The 15,557-nt window shown below is 62.7% G+C and carries 13 protein-coding genes and 1 pseudogene; 6 read left to right on the top strand and 8 right to left on the bottom strand.

Features of this window, described 5'->3' with window-relative positions:
- The 3 genes and pseudogenes from HNQ95_RS13015 to HNQ95_RS13005 all read right to left on the bottom strand — a co-directional run.
- Positions 1-189, bottom strand: a pseudogene (locus HNQ95_RS13015) (DUF1127 domain-containing protein); the annotation flags it as partial.
- Positions 190-302: 113 nt separating this feature from the next.
- Positions 303-668, bottom strand: a complete 366-nt coding sequence (locus tag HNQ95_RS13010) for a hypothetical protein (RefSeq protein WP_182574357.1) — start codon at positions 666-668, stop codon at positions 303-305.
- A gap of 307 nt (positions 669-975) precedes the next feature.
- On the bottom strand, positions 976-1,599 hold the full coding sequence (locus tag HNQ95_RS13005; protein ID WP_182585793.1) for a hypothetical protein: 624 nt from the start codon (positions 1,597-1,599) through the stop codon (positions 976-978).
- A gap of 39 nt (positions 1,600-1,638) precedes the next feature.
- On the opposite strand from HNQ95_RS13005, the gene HNQ95_RS13000 reads away from it, so the two are divergent.
- The 4 genes from HNQ95_RS13000 to secD all read left to right on the top strand — a co-directional run bounded on the left by HNQ95_RS13000 (position 1,639) and on the right by secD (position 7,898).
- Entirely contained in the window at positions 1,639-3,975 is a 2,337-nt protein-coding gene (locus tag HNQ95_RS13000) for an ATP-binding protein (RefSeq protein WP_182574359.1), read from the top strand.
- Positions 3,976-4,040: 65 nt separating this feature from the next.
- Positions 4,041-4,745, top strand: coding sequence for a response regulator (locus HNQ95_RS12995; protein WP_182574360.1), 705 nt, complete (start codon positions 4,041-4,043; stop codon positions 4,743-4,745).
- A gap of 189 nt (positions 4,746-4,934) precedes the next feature.
- Positions 4,935-5,264 carry a hypothetical protein gene (locus HNQ95_RS12990; protein WP_182585792.1) on the top strand — a complete coding sequence of 110 codons (330 nt, stop codon included), beginning with the start codon at positions 4,935-4,937 and terminating at the stop codon, positions 5,262-5,264.
- Between the two features lie 99 nt (positions 5,265-5,363).
- Entirely contained in the window at positions 5,364-7,898 is a 2,535-nt protein-coding gene (gene secD, locus HNQ95_RS12985) for a protein translocase subunit SecD (protein ID WP_182574362.1), read from the top strand.
- A 68-nt stretch (positions 7,899-7,966) separates the two neighbouring features.
- On the opposite strand, the gene HNQ95_RS12980 is transcribed toward secD, so the two are convergent.
- Positions 7,967-8,230 (bottom strand): DUF1488 family protein, encoded by a 264-nt coding sequence (locus tag HNQ95_RS12980; RefSeq protein WP_182574363.1) that lies wholly within the window; start codon positions 8,228-8,230, stop codon positions 7,967-7,969.
- A 515-nt stretch (positions 8,231-8,745) separates the two neighbouring features.
- Between HNQ95_RS12980 and HNQ95_RS12975 the strand changes: the two genes are divergently transcribed.
- A complete protein-coding gene (locus HNQ95_RS12975; RefSeq protein ID WP_182574364.1) occupies positions 8,746-10,101 on the top strand; it encodes a glucoamylase family protein in 1,356 nt (451 codons plus the stop codon).
- On the opposite strand, the gene HNQ95_RS12970 is transcribed toward HNQ95_RS12975, so the two are convergent.
- The 3 genes from HNQ95_RS12970 to HNQ95_RS12960 are packed head-to-tail and all read right to left on the bottom strand — an operon-like array spanning position 10,098 to position 12,764.
- Entirely contained in the window at positions 10,098-11,195 is a 1,098-nt protein-coding gene (locus HNQ95_RS12970; protein WP_067967847.1) for a pyridoxal phosphate-dependent aminotransferase, read from the bottom strand. The two genes, HNQ95_RS12975 and HNQ95_RS12970, sit on opposite strands and share 4 nt — an antisense overlap.
- A gap of 16 nt (positions 11,196-11,211) precedes the next feature.
- The gene (locus HNQ95_RS12965) at positions 11,212-11,811 is read right to left on the bottom strand and encodes a TetR/AcrR family transcriptional regulator (protein WP_067967850.1); all 600 of its coding nucleotides are present in this window, start codon (positions 11,809-11,811) and stop codon (positions 11,212-11,214) included.
- A gap of 11 nt (positions 11,812-11,822) precedes the next feature.
- Positions 11,823-12,764, bottom strand: coding sequence for a nucleoside hydrolase (locus HNQ95_RS12960; RefSeq protein ID WP_067967852.1), 942 nt, complete (start codon positions 12,762-12,764; stop codon positions 11,823-11,825).
- A gap of 133 nt (positions 12,765-12,897) precedes the next feature.
- Here HNQ95_RS12960 and HNQ95_RS12955 point away from each other — a divergent pair, with 133 nt between their 5' ends.
- Positions 12,898-14,223: an NAD(P)/FAD-dependent oxidoreductase gene (locus tag HNQ95_RS12955; protein WP_182574365.1), complete on the top strand. Its 1,326-nt coding sequence runs from the start codon at positions 12,898-12,900 to the stop codon at positions 14,221-14,223.
- Between the two features lie 5 nt (positions 14,224-14,228).
- Here HNQ95_RS12955 and HNQ95_RS12950 read toward each other — a convergent pair whose 3' ends face one another.
- On the bottom strand, positions 14,229-15,479 hold the full coding sequence (locus tag HNQ95_RS12950; RefSeq protein ID WP_376769255.1) for a S41 family peptidase: 1,251 nt from the start codon (positions 15,477-15,479) through the stop codon (positions 14,229-14,231).
- Positions 15,480-15,557 lie beyond the last annotated feature (78 nt).

Genomic DNA, 15,557 nt, shown 5'->3' with positions numbered 1-15,557 from the left:
GACAAGCGACTGGATTTCAGAGCGGGCCACGCCGATGTCCTTGAGCAGGTAGTCGTCAAGTTCCCCAAGGTTCCACACCGCGCGGCGATGGGCGCGATGCAGCCAGAATGTCCGATGGGCGGCCGCGATCCGCGAAGCCAGCGACGAAACGAGGCCGGCGGCGGGTGATCGGATGGTCAGGGTAGTCATGTCCTGGAACTCCTTTGAGCTGTGCCTAGTCGGCGATACTGATCTAGACCTCTCCTGTTTCGGGCATGTTCCCGGCATCGGGAGAAGTGTTTCGTTTGTTTCAGTGGCGATGTTTAGTCGATCTGCGGGTTGCCACAGGGCGCATGACGGCTGCCCGGGCGAGCAGGGACGCCAACCGCCATCGAAGCTGCTGACGAAAGCCCGATCGAGCTGTGTCCGTTGTCGCCCGTTGCTGACAGTGGCAGGCCGCTGAACAGGCGGCGCGACGTGAGCCGCCCTGGTGTCGCGCCCAGCGACACGCGTGAATAGACGTCGGTTCGCTGCTTCTTCACGATCCGCGGGGACGTTGCGTTAGCAGGGTCGTGCAGTGACGACATCATCCCGGCGGGTGGGAATTGAAAGGTGGAAGCGATGTCGAAAGCATGCGCCATGCCGAAGGTCGGCAGAACAGCGCAAAAGGCTAGAATGGTCGATCGCATCTCATGTCTCCTTGGGGACGTTCGCGTTCTCGACCTTGCCGGGCGCCTCGCCTGCGGATGGGCCGCCTATCAACATCCCGTGGGTTTTTGATAGACTGGATGCTTCCGCATGCCGGAGCCGACCCAACGAAGTCGACATGGCGGAAGTTAGCTCAGGCCTGTTTCGACGCTTTTTCTGATCTGGGGGAAAAGGTTTCGTTTGTTCGCGCGATTGCGCGAAAATGGCTCCCAGGCCGAAATAATTGAAACAAAGTGAGTGAGTTTCGACCTCATATCGAAACAGAGGGCTTGTAATCATCCGCCGCGCTCACGCCGCCGTGATGTGGCGGCGCTCAGGATTGAGGAGACGATCATGCGAGCTGGCGATCCGGCGGTGAATGTTCGGACGGGCTACGCGCTTTTCGACAGCGACGACATGCTTGTCGACGCCAATGCCGAGATTTTCGGCGGCATTGCCCAGCCGCGCGGTGAGCAGCCGCCGATGGATGTCCTCGCAGCGGTCGCCCGGGTGCTTCGTCAGTTTGCAAGCTTCGATGGTCTTGTTGTGGAACAGACCGATGACTTCGTTCGGCGCGCCGCGTTGCGCTGGCGGCAGCCGAACGTGCCGCCGATCGAGGCGCAAACCTTCGACGGCGCCTGGAAACTGCTGACGAGCCACCCCCGCCTTGGCACCGGCATCGCGCTGATCAGCACCGACATCACCGAAATGAAGCTGGCCCAGATCGCACATCTCAACAGCGCCGAGATCTTCCGTTGTATCACCGACAGCCATCCGCTGCCGGTCTGGGTCGTCGACGAAGAAAGCAAACAGATCCTTTATGAGAGCCTCGACGGGTCGCACCTGCTTGGCCGCAAATGGCAGCCGCAACAGCAACAGCGCCTCACCGACCATTTTGTGAACCCGGACGAATTCGATCAGGCCTGTCGCCATGTCCACGGCAACGACATCTTGCGCGATTGCGAGATTGAGATGCAGCGTGAAGATGGCTCAAATGTCTGGTGCTCGACGAACTGGCGGCGGAGCGTCTTTCGTTCGCGCCCGTCGCTGGTCATCGGCGTGCTCGACATCACCGAGCGCAAGAAAGCCGAAGCAGCGGAACGCGAGGCGACATCGCTGATGCAACGGGTGCTCGACGCTTGCCCGTCGCCGACACGCATGTCGACGATCGAAGGCGAGACGCTCTATGCCAATCCCGCCAGCCGGGAACTCTACGGCGATCGCCCTCACATCGCTGACTATTATGTCAACCCGGCCGACCGGGAAATTCTGGTCAGCACCCTGCTGGACAAGGGCAGCATCGACGACTTCCGTGTGCGGCAATACTGTTCCGACGACACCATTTTCTGGGGCTCGCTCTCGGCGCGGCTGATCGACTTCCAGGGCAAGAAGGTGATCGTTTCCAACGCCACGAACATCAACGCCATGATCATGGCGCAGCAACAGACGCGCCAGGCAAACAACCGCCTGACCGACGCGATCGAGTCGCTGGCCGAAGGGTTCGCGCTTTATGACAAGGACGATTGCCTTGTCTTGGCCAACAGCCAGTATCGGAAGATGCATGCCATATGCGCCGACGTGCTGGTCCCCGGGGTGAACTGGTTCGACTTCCTGCGGGTGACTGCTGAACGCAGCCAGTTCCGTGTTCCCGGCGACAAGATCGACGAGTGGTTGGCCGAGCGGGCGAGGGATCGGCGCGAGTACCGCCAGCAGGAGTTCCAGCATGCAGACGGCGGCTGGTTTTTCGTTTCGAACAGCCCGACACGGGAGGGCGGCTTCGTCGTCACCCGCCTCGACATAACCGAGCGCAAGCGAGCTGAACTGGCGGCCAAGGAAGCAGACGACCTCGTGCGCAGGGTCCTCGAGGCCAGCCCCGTCAGCATCCAGATGACTCGCGCCCACGACGGCAAGCAGCTCTACAGCAGCCCGGCGACGACGAGGTTGCTGGGCGATGTCGTTGGCGCGCTCGACCACTTCGCCAGTCAGGCGCATCGCGACGAATATATCGAACGCCTGCTGCGTGATGGCGCTGTCGATGAATTCGAAACACAGCTCAAGCGCAGCGACGGCCAGACATTCTGGTGCTCGATCTCGTCGCGACTGATCGATTTCCATGGCGAGCAGGTCATCGTCTCCCATACGCACGACCTGAGCGACCGCATCGAGTTGCAGAAGCAGGTCGAGCACCAGCGCGAGAAGCTGCACCAGAACGAGAAGCTGTCGGCTCTCGGCGGGTTACTGGCCGGCGTTGCCCATGAGCTGAACAATCCGCTGTCGGTGGTGCTCGGCATGTCGCTGACGCTGAAGGAAACATCGGTCGACGCTAAGACGGTCGAGCGAGCCGACAAGATCAGCAAGGCAGCGGAACGCTGCGCCCGTATCGTCAAGACCTTCCTGGCAATGGCCAGGCAGCAGCCGACGCGCGCCACGAATGTGTCGATAGACGAGGTTGTTTCGGCAGCTCTCGAAGTGGTCAACTATTCGATCCGGTCTTCCGACATCCAGCTCATGTTCGATCTTGAGCCGGATCTGCCGGCGATCTGGGGTGACCCCGATCAGCTCAGCCAGGTGCTGATCAACCTGCTGGTCAATGCCGAGCACGCGCTCCACCATTGGGAGGGGTCAAGGAAGATACTCGTTGCCACGGGACGGCATCCGGAATGCGGCAACATCACCATTAGTGTCACCGATACTGGCCCCGGGATTGCGGAAGAAATCCTGCCGCGCATCTTCGAGCCGTTCTTCACCACCAAGGAGGTAGGCGCCGGCACGGGCATCGGCCTGTCCTTCTGCCATCGCATTATCCAGGCCCATCAGGGAACGATCGAGGTCGAGACCATGCCTGGCGGCGGCTCGACCTTTGTCGTCTCGCTGCCGGCTTCCGACCGGTTCGTCGAAACATCAGGACCTTCAGACGACGAGCCGAAGAACTCGGCAGGGCTTTCATGCCTGGTGGTGGACGACGAGCGGGAGGTTGCCGACCTGATCGCCGAGGTCCTGATGCGCGACGGCTTCACTGTCGTCGTCGCGCGCTCGGGCGAAGAGGCTCTGACACAGCTCAGGAAGCGGACGTTTGCCGTCATCCTGAGCGACCTGAAGATGCCGAGCATGGATGGCCGGCGGCTCTACAACTACATCGCCGACTACCACCCGGCCGAAGTCGACAGGCTCGCCTTCCTGACCGGCGACACGATCAGCCCCGACGCGCAGGTGTTCCTGCGCGCCACCAAGCGGCCCTATCTGGAAAAGCCGGTGAAGCCGATCGAACTGCGCCGGTTTGTTTCAGGCCTGGTCGTCAGGCAGGTGTGAGGGATGTCGTTTGATTTGCCGCCCTCGCCGAAGCGAGGTAGTTTTCCAGTCGAGGTGAGGACCCGGTGACTGCCATTTCGCAGATCGTCGTTTGCGATGACGAGCCCGATGTCCGCGACATGGTCGCGGAATATCTGGAACGCCACGGCTATGCCGTGACGACAGCCGATGCCGGGCCGGCCTTGCGCCAGATCGTCGAGAGCCAGCCCGTCGATGTCGTGATCCTCGATATCCGCATGCCCGGCGAAGACGGCCTCTCGCTGGCGCGCTACCTGCGCGAGCATTCCGAGGTGGCGATCATCATGCTGACGGGCTCGGCCGAGATCATCGACCGGGTCGTCGGTCTCGAGATCGGTGCCGACGATTATATCGGCAAGCCGGTCGACCTGCGCGAACTGCTGGCGCGGGTGAAGGCCGTGCTGCGCAGGACAACGGGCAGGGATCGTGTTGCAGAAAATGCCCTCGGGCCCCAGAGCGCCCAGTTCGGCCACTGTCGATTGGACCTTGAGCAGCGCAAGCTGTTCGACGCCGACGGCCTTGATATTGCGATCACCCCGATGGAGTTCCGGCTGCTCAAAGTGTTCGCAGAGAACCGTGGGCGGATACTCAACCGTGACCAGTTGCTCGAACTTGCGCATGATCGGGGCTGGGATCCGTTCGACCGCAGCATCGACATCCGAATTTCGCGGCTGCGCAAGAAAATCGAGACTGACCCGACAAAGCCCGAGGTGATCAAGACCATTCGCGGGGTCGGCTATCTCTACGCCTGATCAGGCAACAGGCCCTGCGTTTGCACCGGTGTGCTCGCCTCAGGCAGCGAGACTTGCTTGGCGTATCCATCAAAATGCCGTACTGGGAGGCTTCTTGGGCAATTCAGCCCCAGAGATCACGGACCGCGCCACCGCCTGATGCACCAGACCAAGGCATATAGACCGCTTGCGACCGGCTTTTTGCCGGCCATGCTGCTGTGCTTGGCGGTGATGCTTGGCGGATCGCTGGTCGACAGCCTGCCTCAGGCATCGGGTGCCACAGAGCCCGCTTCGGGTCAGGTGGACGCCCGCGGACGGCATGGCGGCCCCGCCATTCCAGAACGATCGTTCGTCGTCGTCGATTGGCGTAGCGTCAAGGCGATGCCGCAGCACGATGACGGCAAGTCGGCAATCATCCCTTCAAGGATGGACACGCTTGCGATGGCCATTGCCCGTCCGCAGGCCGATCTCGTCTTGCAGACGGATGTCTTGCCGTCTGGGCCGACCTATGGCGCTCGCGCGCCGCCAGCAATCTCCTGACCATTTGTGAATGGTGCGGCCCGACGCCGCGCCGCTGAACGAACAGCCGTCGTCCGCGCGTCCCGACGCCGCGGCGACGGCCTTTGCAGGATAGATCATATGCGGACCTCCCGATGGGTGGTGTGGACATACACCATCATCATTCTGGCCGGCATCATTGCCGCGCTTCCCAACGTTCTGACCGCCAAGCAACTGGCGGCATTGCCAAGCTGGTTCCCGAAACAGCAGGTCACGCTCGGCCTCGATCTCCAGGGCGGCTCGCACCTGGTGCTTGAAGTCGATGCGGCGGCACTGAAGACAGACCGCCTGCGCTCGCTGCTCGACGATGTGCGCGGCGCCCTGCGCAAGGAGCGCATCAACGCATCCGCGGCGCGGCTTGCCGGTGATGCCATTGTCGTCAACATCGCCGACGATGCGCAGCGCGCAAAGGCGCTGGCAACGCTGCAGGCACTGGCTGTTCCCGTCAGTGGCGGCCTCGGCCTTGGCGGCGGCAAGCCGGACATCGAGGTCACCACTGCCGACAAGCAGATCAAGGTCGCGCTGACCGAGGCTGGCCAGCGCGACAAGCTCGACGCAGCCCTTCAGCAGAGCCTCGAGATCGTGCGCCAGCGTGTCGACCAGGTCGGCGTTGCCGAGCCGACGATCCAGCGGGTCGGCAGCGACCGCATGCTCGTCCAGCTACCCGGCCTGCAGGATCCGACCCGTTTGCGTGAGCTGCTTGGCAGCACCGCCAAGATGACGTTCCACATGGTGGCCAATGTCGCCAATGGCGAACCGTTGCCGCGTGGCGTCACCATGCTGCCCGACGCCAAGTCCGGCGCACAATATCCCGTCGAGGACCGTGTAGCACTCGATGGCGCACGCCTCACCGATGCGCGCGCCGGCTTTGACCAGCGCACTCAGGAACCGCTCGTTTCGTTCCGCTTCGACAGCGTCGGCGCGCGCCAGTTCGCCGAGATCACCGCCGCCAATGTCGGCAAGCCATTCGCCATCGTGCTCGACGGCAAGGTGCTGTCGGCGCCAAACATCCGCGAACCGATCACCGGCGGTTCCGGCCAGATCAGCGGCAGCTTCAGCGTTGAAGATACCGTGACGCTGTCGGCGCTGCTGCGCGCCGGCGCGCTGCCGGCACCGCTGACCGTCATCGAAGAGCGCACCGTCGGTCCCGACCTGGGCGGCGACGTCATCAAGATGGGCATCTACACCGGCATCGCCGGCTTCGTGGCCGTCGTGCTGTTCATGGTGGCGCTCTATGGCACCTGGGGCATGATCGCAAATTTCGCGCTCTTGCTGCACCTGATCCTAACCTTCGGTGTGTTGACGCTGATCGGCGGCACGCTGACTCTGCCTGGCATTGCAGGCATCATTCTCGGCATCGGCTTCGGCGTCGACGCCAACATCCTGATCAATGAACGCATCAGGGAGGAATCGAAGAAGGGGCTCAGCGCGTTCGCCGCCTTGGACAACGGCTTCAAGCGCGCGTACTCGACGATTGTCGACGCCAATGTGACATCGCTGATCGCCACCGGCCTGCTGTTCATGTTCGGCTCCGGTCCGGTGCGTGGCTTCGCCATCACCATGTTCCTCGGCACCTGCCTGTCGATGTTCACCGCCGTTTCGGTGACCCGTATCCTGATGGCGGCAGTCGTTCGCCGCAGGCGCCTGAAGACCATCACCATCGAACCGCTGGTCCGCTTCTTCCCGGAAAAGACCTCGATCTCGTTCATGAAGGCGCGTTATCTCGGTATCGGCATGTCGATCTTCCTGTCGCTGGCCTCGATCGGCCTGTTCTTCAAGCCGGGTCTCAATTACGGCATCGACTTCAAGGGCGGCATCCAGGTCGAGATCGCGACGTCGACGCCGGCCGACCTGGCGCAACTGCGCAGCACGCTGGGCGGCTTGAACATCGGCGAGGTGGCGCTGCAGCAGATCGGCAGCGACGGCAACGTGCTGATCCGTGTCCAGCGCCAGGAGGGCGGCGAGGCGGCACAGACCGCCGCCGTCGACACCATCAAGTCAGCGGTGCAGAAGCTCGACCCGAGCGTGAAGTTCGAACGCACCGAAGTGGTCGGACCGAAGGTCAGCGGCGAGCTGGCGCAGTCCGGCATCATGGCGGTGGTGCTGGCAGCTCTTGCCATGCTGGTCTACATCTGGTGGCGCTTCGAATGGAATTTTGCCATCGGCGCCATCGCCACGCTGGTGCTGGATACCACCAAGATGGTCGGCTTCTTCGCGCTGTTCGGGCTGGACTTCAACCTGACGGCCATTGCCGCGCTTTTGACCATCATCGGATATTCGGTGAACGACAAGGTGGTTGTCTATGACCGCATGCGTGAGAACCTGCGCCTGTACAAGAAGATGCCGCTGCGCGAGATCATCGACATGAGCATCAATCAGGTGTTCGCGCGTTGTATTTACACCTCCGTCGCCATCCTGCTGTCGATGCTGCCGATGGCGATCTGGGGCGGCAGCGCGGTCGAGAACTTCGCCGTCCCGATGGTCTTCGGCGTGTTCATCGCAACGACGTCGTCGATCTTCATCGCAGCACCGATCCTGCTCCTGCTCGGTGATTGGTGGCAGCACCGCAGTGCAGGCCGCGAGCCATCGACTGCGGTTGCCGCAACCAAGGCCTAGCTGTCCCTGTCGGAGCCGTCCTTGTGGCGGCTCCGACAAAAGCCGACCTCAGGCCGGCCGGGAGCGCGTCACTTAAAGTCGTATGCGGTCAGCACATACAGGCGCTTGCGGCCGTGAGAATAGACTTCACGAGCGACGTCCTGGATTGAGATGCGAGCTGCATCGAAGGCGGCAAGATATCGCGTTTCATTGTCAACCGCCGGCTGGCTGGCTTTGAGCGCCTGGACCTCGACGAAAAACGGAACTTCGAACGTGCCGTCGTATCCAAGGAAACGTATGGCTTTTCTCGCGGCGTCATAACTGCGGCTTCTGTTGGGAAAGGCAAGTGTCATCGGTTGCTCCAATACAATGTCGTCGGGAAGATCAGGTTGCCCAAGGGCGCCCAACAAATGGTGAGCTACCAAGGCGCTAGGTCGCAGGCGTAGCTTTGGCTTCCTACGGATTGGAACCCAAACGTCCATCGCCTGGAAATCGGTTCGCGGCTCTAATCAGGGGCGCCGATCGCGCTCATGTTTTCGGAATTCAGACAGTTGGAAGACAAGGGTGTCCTCCTTTCAGTTGGGGCTAGGGCACGATGGCCGCCCTCAATCAGCCGCGCCCTAAGACGAGCGGCCGACAATCGACCCTGCGCCTTTATTAAGTTCCCGTCTATGCGGATTGTGAAATATTTCGCGCGGCAAACGATTCTGAAATGGCAAAGAGCAGAGCCACGTATTACGTGGCGCGTTGCATTTGGATTTGCTTGCGCTGGGCAAAGTCAAGCGCCGAGGGCGTATGGATTGGGGTGCGTCTGGCTAGCTTGCGCGAATGAGCGTCTCAACGACGCATTTGGCTGCATACTGGCTTCATGATTCTTGCCTCCTGTCGGACGCCCGACCTTCCAAACGATGCGCTCGAGTTTGCTGAGGACGCGCTGCTCGATATCGTGCAGCGGCAGACGATCCGCTATTTCTGGGAGGGTGCCCATCCGGTCAGCGGTCTTGCCCGCGACCGCCAGAAGACCGCTGGCGATGCGCCGAACGATCTCGTGGCGATCGGTGGTTCCGGCTTCGGGATCATGGCCATCATCGTTGCGGTGGAGCGCGGCTGGGTCGATCGCGCTGAAGCCCTTCATCGATTGCATCGGATGCTCGATCTGCTTGAGGGCTCGCCGCGCTACCACGGCATGTTGCCGCATTTCATCAACGGCAGTACGGGCGACACCATTCCGTTCCGACGAAAGGACGATGGCGCTGACATCGTCGAGACGGCGTTTCTATTTCAGGGCCTGATTTGTGCCCGCGAATATCTTGATCAGACTGCGAGCGAGGAGCAGCGTTTTCGCGCTCGGGTGAACACGCTGCTGGCTCAGGCCGAGTGGGACTGGTTTGCGCGGAAAGGCAAGCTCTACTGGCACTGGAGCCCCAGACATGGCTGGGCCATGAACAATCCGATCGAGGGTTGGAACGAGTGCCTACTTGCATTCGTTCTTGCGGCGGGATCGCAGCATCATGCCATTGATCCGGATTGCTACCACGACGGTTTTGCTCGCGCCCCAACCTTTGAAAACGGGCGTAACTACAACGGAATCGTCCTGCAGCTTGGACCTAACTTTGGCGGACCGCTCTTTTTCGCGCACTACTCCTTTTGCGGGCTCGATCCCAACGGTCTCAGTGATCGCTATGCCGACTATTGGCAGCAAAATACTTGCCACGCATTGATCAACCACCAGCATTGCGTGCTCAACCCGCATGGTCACAAAGGCTATGGCGCGGATTGCTGGGGGCTTACCGCGTCTCACGGGCCGACTGCCTACATCGCGCATGCTCCTGACAGGGATGTCGGGGTCATCACGCCGAGTGCGGCCCTGTCCAGTTTTCCTTATGTGCCCGACCAGGCGATGGCCGCCCTACGCGGTTTCCTGACCAAGCCGAGGGATCGTATCTGGGGTCGTTTCGGCTTTGTCGATGCGTTCTGCGAAAACCGCAACTGGTATGCCCGGACCTATCTGGCCATAAACCAGGGCCCCATCGTCGCAATGATCGAAAACCACAGAACCGGGCTCTTGTGGAAGCTGTTCATGGGGGCACATGAAGTCCGGCTTGGTCTTGCCAGGTTGGGTTTCACCAGAACTGGAGCCACACAGCAGAAGGACCACCTAGGTGCGGACACCGTTCACGCTTCGCCCTCCCGGCGCAAAGCAGCTGGGTTTGTTGCGACCTAGCCGTTGGCGGCACGTACCTCGATGCGCAACAGGGCGAGCATTTCATCGAGATCGGCCCGGTCGGCGATCGAGATGCGCAGCCATTCCGGCAAGCCGTAGTCTTCGTTCGAGCGGATGATGAAACCTTTCCTGGCCAGCCGCGCCACGGTCTCCTGGGCCCAACCGGCATAGGCGCCGGGCAGGCGAACGAAGGCGAAGTTTGCGGCACTCGACGAAATCTCGAAGCCAAGCTTGCGCAGTTCGCCTTCGAGATAGTCGCGTTCTTCGGCGGTGCGGGTCCGCACGTGCTGGACGAAGTCCTGTTCGCCGACCGCGACAGTAGCCGCCACCTGCGCCAGTCCGTTGACGTTGCCGATGCCGCGGACATTGTTCAGCGCCGAAACCACCTCCGGATAGGCATAGGCCCAGCCGGCGCGTGCGGAGGCCAGGCCGTAGGCCTTGGAGAAGGTGCGGGTGACGATGACGTTGGGGTGGTGATCGGCGATCTCGAAGGTCGCGACCGCCTCGGCCGGGTCGACATATTCGGCATATGCGGCGTCGAGCACCAGGACGACGTGTGACGGCAGTTCGCGCGCCAGCCGCGCCACCTCGTCCATCGGCACCACCGAGCCGGTGGGATTGTTGGGATTGGCGAGGAAGACGACGCGCGTCTTGGGCGTAACGGCGGCCAGCAGTGCATCGACATCGACAGAGAAGTCGGGGCCAAGCGGTGCTTCGACCGCCTTGGCGCCGAGGCGATAGGCAACGATGGCGAACTGCAGGAAAGAATAGGCCGGAAACAGGATCTCGTCGCCGGCGCGTGCATAGACGCGGCCGACGGCATCGAGCAATTCCTCCGAGCCGTTGCCGCAGACGATGCGGGCGGGGTCGAGATTGAACTGCTTGCCGATCGCCGCGCGCATCGTTCCGCAGTTCGGGTCGGCATAACGATAGACGTTGGGAGCTGCCTCCCGAATAGCCTCGACCACGCCGGGCGCCGATCCGAGCCAGCTTTCGTTGAGGCCGAGATTGACGACGCGTGCCGCACCCGTGGTGTCGATTTTCTTGACGACGGTCAGCGTTCGGGCGGACAGGTAAGGTACTGGCAGGGACATTTCGCTTCCTTGAAGTCTAGTCGGAGCCGATCAGGATCTTGGTGTAGAGCGAGCGGAAGCGCTTGCGGTCCGCCGGCGGCTCCTTGAAGTGAGTGGCGTAGTAGCCGATCTGCTGGAAATAGGTGATGCGGGCGCGGATCAGGCTCTCGTCCTGGTCATAGCCCATCGCGGTAAAAGCCCGGACAAGCAGCGCCATACGAAAATCGTCCTGTGCCTGCACCTTGCGGGCGATCACTGCCGAACCGCGCGCCCAGTCGCGGATGGCGAGATCAAGCCGCGGGCTGAACGGGTCCTCCCTGATCCACACGCCGGTTACCGCGTCGAAGAAGGCCGGGCCGTCGATGACCTCCTGGTCGATGAGCGCCTCGAACGGCTTGCAGTTGCGCTGACGCCATTCCTCGAGAAGGCTGTCGAGCAAATCCTTCAGGTTCCTGAAGTGGAAGTAGAAGCTGCCGCGCGTGACCTTCAGCTGTTTCGACAGGTGATCGATCTTGACGTTGGCGATGCCCTTCTTTTCCAGCGCAGCGATGGCAGCGGCAATCCACGCTTCGCGCGACAGCGTTTTCCGTGCTTCGGACCTGGCCGATCGTTCGGGAGACGTTGGGCTGCGCTTCATCTCGTCGTTCCTCAGGGGAGGTTGCCGAAGCGCTCCAGCATCAGCGCGAAGAAACCATCGGCGTCGATGCGGCGCAGCACGTTGCAGTTCTTGCGGCGACCGGTGACGTGCCACCAGTCGACGACGGTCATGCCGATGGTCTCGGGCGACATCAACTCGATGGTGACGTTGCATTGCTTCTGCTCGTAGAGATGCGGTGCGAGCAGGTAGCCGGTGACGCAGGCGTCGTGGATGGGCCGGGCCTCGGTCGGGAATTTGTGCGAGCCGTACTGGCGGTAGAAATCGGCCATATTGGCGGCTTCGATTGCCGAACGGGTGCCGAGCGCACGCAATTGCTGCAGCCATTCCGGCGTCATCTGGGCGGTGTAGGTGCAGTCGATGCCGGCCATGGTCACCGGCACGCCGGAATCGAACACGACCGCAGCCGCATGCGGGTCGACCCAGATGTTGAATTCGGCGGCAGGCGTGGCATTGCCGCCCTCGAAGAAGCCGCCGCCCATCAGCACGACTTCGCGGATGCGCGGGATGATGCGCGGCTCCATCACCATCGCCATGCCGAGATTGGTCATGGGGCCAAGCGTGCAGACGGTGATTTCGCCTTCGGGGGCGGCCATCAACGTGTCGACAAGGAAGTTGACGGCATGCTTGTCCTGCAGCGGCTTTTCCGGCTCGGGCAGGACGCAGCCGTCGATGCCGGTCGGGCCATGGACATATTCGGCGGTCTTGAGCGCCTTGACCATCGGACGCGAGCAGCCGGCATAGACCGGCACGTCGGACCGGCCAGCGAGTTCGGCGATCTGCAGCGCGTTGCGCGAGGTCAGTGCCAGCGGCACGTTGCCGCCGACGGTGGTCAGCGCCAACACCTCGAGCTCGGGCGACCCCAGCGCGAACAGGATGGCAAAGGCGTCGTCCTGGCCGGGGTCGGTGTCGATGATGATCTTTCGCGGCGACATGGCTCTTCCCCAAGGTTCGATCGCCGGATAGCTTCGGCGGCATTGCAAGAATTGGGCGTCAATGCATACAGTACTGTATGTTATTTTCAAGACGGGTTGGCCTGCCTCCCGTTGGCACATCGGGGAGAAATGAATGGGGCCTCCAGTCGATCCGGTTCCCGCTGGCGACAGCCAGCCGAAGAGCGCCGACGTCGTCATCGTCGGTGGCGGCATCATCGGCGTCAGCGCGGCACTGTTCCTGGCAAGGAAGGGCATTTCGGTCGTCGTCTGCGAGAAGGGCCACGTCGCCGGCGAGCAGTCGAGCCGCAACTGGGGTTGGTGCCGGCGAATGGGCCGCGACCCCCGCGAGCTGCCGCTGATCGTCGAAGCGTTGAAGATGTGGGGCGGCATCGAAGAGCTGGTCGGCGAAGATGTGGGCTTTCGCCGCACGGGCATCCTGTATCTCTGCCAGGACGAAAGCGACGTCGAGCACCATGCTGAATGGGTGAGACGCGCCGGCGACTATGCGCTCGACTCGAAGATGATCGAGGGAAGAGCGCTGGCCGATCTCATGCCCGGCGCGCAAAAGACGTTTAGGGCAGCACTGCACACGCCGAGCGACGGCAGGGCCGAGCCGCAGAAAGCAGCACCCGCGATCGCCCGTGCCGCCCAGCGCGCCGGCGCACGCATCCTTTTGCGCTGCGCGGTGCGCGAGATCGAGACCGAAGCGGGCCGCGTCTCGGGCGTGGTGACCGAGAACGGACCGATCCGGGCGAGCACCGTCGTCGTCGCCGGCGGCGCGTGGTCGAGCCACCTCTGTCGATCGGTCGGCATCCGCTTGCCGCAACTTGCCGTGCGCTCGTCGGTGATGCGTACCGGTCCTGTTGAAGGCGGCCCCGATGGCGCTGCCTGGACGGAAGGTTTTGCCTACCGCAAGCGTCTCGACGGCGGCTACACCATCGCCGACGGCACCATCAGCTATCATCATGTGAACCCCGACAGCTTCCGCTACTTCACCGATTTCCTGCCGATCCTGTCGCGGGAGTGGCGCTCCATCGGCCTGCGCTTCGGCGATTTCCTCGGTGGCCCATTCGGGCTTTCGCCCAGGCTGGAAGGCGAGGGCAGTGTCTATGAGCGGCACCGCACGCTTGATCCCGAACCGGCAGTTGCCCCGCTCGAGGCTGCTCGCGCCAACATGGAGAAGGTCTTCCCGGTGCTGAAAGGCGTACCCACGCTGCAGCGCTGGGCCGGCTTCATCGACGCCACGCCGGATGCCGTGCCGGTGATTTCGCCTGTCAAATCGCTGCCCGGGCTGGTCATCGCCACTGGCTTTTCCGGCCACGGTTTTGGCATTGGCCCGGCCGCCGGGCGACTTACAGCCGATATCGTCACCGGCGACACGCCTTTGGTGGCCCCCACGGCTTTTCGCTACGAGCGCTTCATCGACGGCACCAGGCATCGCCCGACGACAGGGGTGTGATGGGCTCAGCCGCCGGCGAGGATGCGCTGCATCTCTTGCACGGCGGCATTGCGTTGCGGGTCCCGGCCCGCGGCGTAGGGCAGGCTGAAAGCCACCGGAATGTCGGGTGCGACGCCGATCCCCTCCAGCCGCACATCGTCGCCGATGACGGCGTCGGAGACCGCCACTTCGAGCAGGCTGTCGTCGGGCAGCAGATAGGCACGCCCGGCCAGCAACGCGCCGGCGGTGCGGGCGCCGACGAGCGGAATGCCGTTGCTCTTCAACGCATAGGCGAACAGTTCCAGACCGCTTCGCGCGCCTTCGTCGATGATCGCGACAACAGGTTTTTGCCAGCGCATATTGGCAAGTGTCGCCTCGCCCTTGCGCGGGATGAGCCGGAATGTCGGTGTATCGCCGACAAACAGCTCGGCCGCATCGGAAGGGCCGCCGCCCCAGCGGCCGCGCAGGTCGACGACCATGCCGTCGACGTCCTTGAGGCGACCGTCGGCCATTTCACGGGCAACGATGTCGAGACCATCAGGTGCCGAAAGGGTCCATAGCCTGACATAGCCTATGCGCTTTCCGTTTTGCTCGGAGACGCCGATGCTTGCCTCGATCGCCTGCTCGAATGTCCTGAGCGGACGCAGCCGCTCCACCGCTACCTTGACGGTCGTGGGTTCGGCACCGGCGTTCCGGCGCAGCCTGATCTCGACGGTGCGGCCGACCTTGTCGCTGAATGATGCAATCTCATGATAGGGCGCGCCGTCGACCGAAAGGATCTCGTCGCCAGTCAGGATCCCTGCCCGGGCCGCCGGGGAGCCGTCATAGACGTCGCTGACGAACAGCGACCCTGCCAGCGGTTCGGCGATCATGCCGATGCCGGGATAGCTGACCTGGCCGTCGGGCGGAAACAGCCGCCGCATGTCGTTGCGGATGGCAAAGCGGAAGATGTCGGCGAGCTCGAAGTAGGCGATCGTGTCGGGTTCGAAACGGCCGGTGTGGGAGGACTGAAGACTGGCAAGCACGATATCGATCGCCTTGTCGACCCGCGTCTCCGAACTGTTCGCGTTGAGTGGCCCGGTGCCGATTTCCTGCCTGACTGCTGCGCTGAACCGTGGCAGCGCCGAGGCGTCGTGGAAATTGTCGATGACGAGCTCGACGGCGCGGTCAAAGACGGCATTGCCCGATTTCGGCGGTGCCTCATCCGCCATAGCTGCCAAAGGCTGCAGCAGATGGAGGGCTGTCGCCATGAGGAAGCCGAGGGTCTTGATGTCCATGGGCGGTTCCTTCTCCGGTCCATTATCGGCCTAAGCGGCGGCAGGACGAGCCCCCTTGCTGACAAGTTTGCGTGAGCG

It is taken from the genome of Aminobacter ciceronei (genome assembly GCF_014138625.1).
Classification (GTDB): Bacteria; Pseudomonadota; Alphaproteobacteria; order Rhizobiales; family Rhizobiaceae; genus Aminobacter; species Aminobacter ciceronei.
Note: the sequence above shows the minus strand (reverse complement) of the source record. Positions and strands in the feature narration are given on the sequence as shown.

Bases quoted from the DNA above. Each gene is read 5' to 3' on its own strand.
- HNQ95_RS13000 (WP_182574359.1), top strand. From the start codon at position 1,639: ATGCAGCGTGAAGATGGCTCAAATGTCTGGTGCTCGACGAACTGGCGG.
- HNQ95_RS12955 (WP_182574365.1), top strand. From the start codon at position 12,898: ATGGGGCCTCCAGTCGATCCGGTTCCCGCTGGCGACAGCCAGCCGAAG.
- HNQ95_RS12960 (WP_067967852.1), bottom strand. From the start codon at position 12,764: ATGTCGCCGCGAAAGATCATCATCGACACCGACCCCGGCCAGGACGAC.
- HNQ95_RS12980 (WP_182574363.1), bottom strand. From the start codon at position 8,230: ATGACACTTGCCTTTCCCAACAGAAGCCGCAGTTATGACGCCGCGAGA.
- secD (WP_182574362.1), top strand. From the start codon at position 5,364: ATGCGGACCTCCCGATGGGTGGTGTGGACATACACCATCATCATTCTG.
- HNQ95_RS12965 (WP_067967850.1), bottom strand. From the start codon at position 11,811: ATGAAGCGCAGCCCAACGTCTCCCGAACGATCGGCCAGGTCCGAAGCA.
- HNQ95_RS12990 (WP_182585792.1), top strand. From the start codon at position 4,935: ATGCTGCTGTGCTTGGCGGTGATGCTTGGCGGATCGCTGGTCGACAGC.
- HNQ95_RS13005 (WP_182585793.1), bottom strand. From the start codon at position 1,599: ATGGCGACAGGCCTGATCGAATTCGTCCGGGTTCACAAAATGGTCGGT.
- HNQ95_RS13010 (WP_182574357.1), bottom strand. From the start codon at position 668: ATGCGATCGACCATTCTAGCCTTTTGCGCTGTTCTGCCGACCTTCGGC.
- HNQ95_RS12970 (WP_067967847.1), bottom strand. From the start codon at position 11,195: ATGTCCCTGCCAGTACCTTACCTGTCCGCCCGAACGCTGACCGTCGTC.
- HNQ95_RS12950 (WP_376769255.1), bottom strand. From the start codon at position 15,479: ATGGACATCAAGACCCTCGGCTTCCTCATGGCGACAGCCCTCCATCTG.
- HNQ95_RS12975 (WP_182574364.1), top strand. From the start codon at position 8,746: ATGATTCTTGCCTCCTGTCGGACGCCCGACCTTCCAAACGATGCGCTC.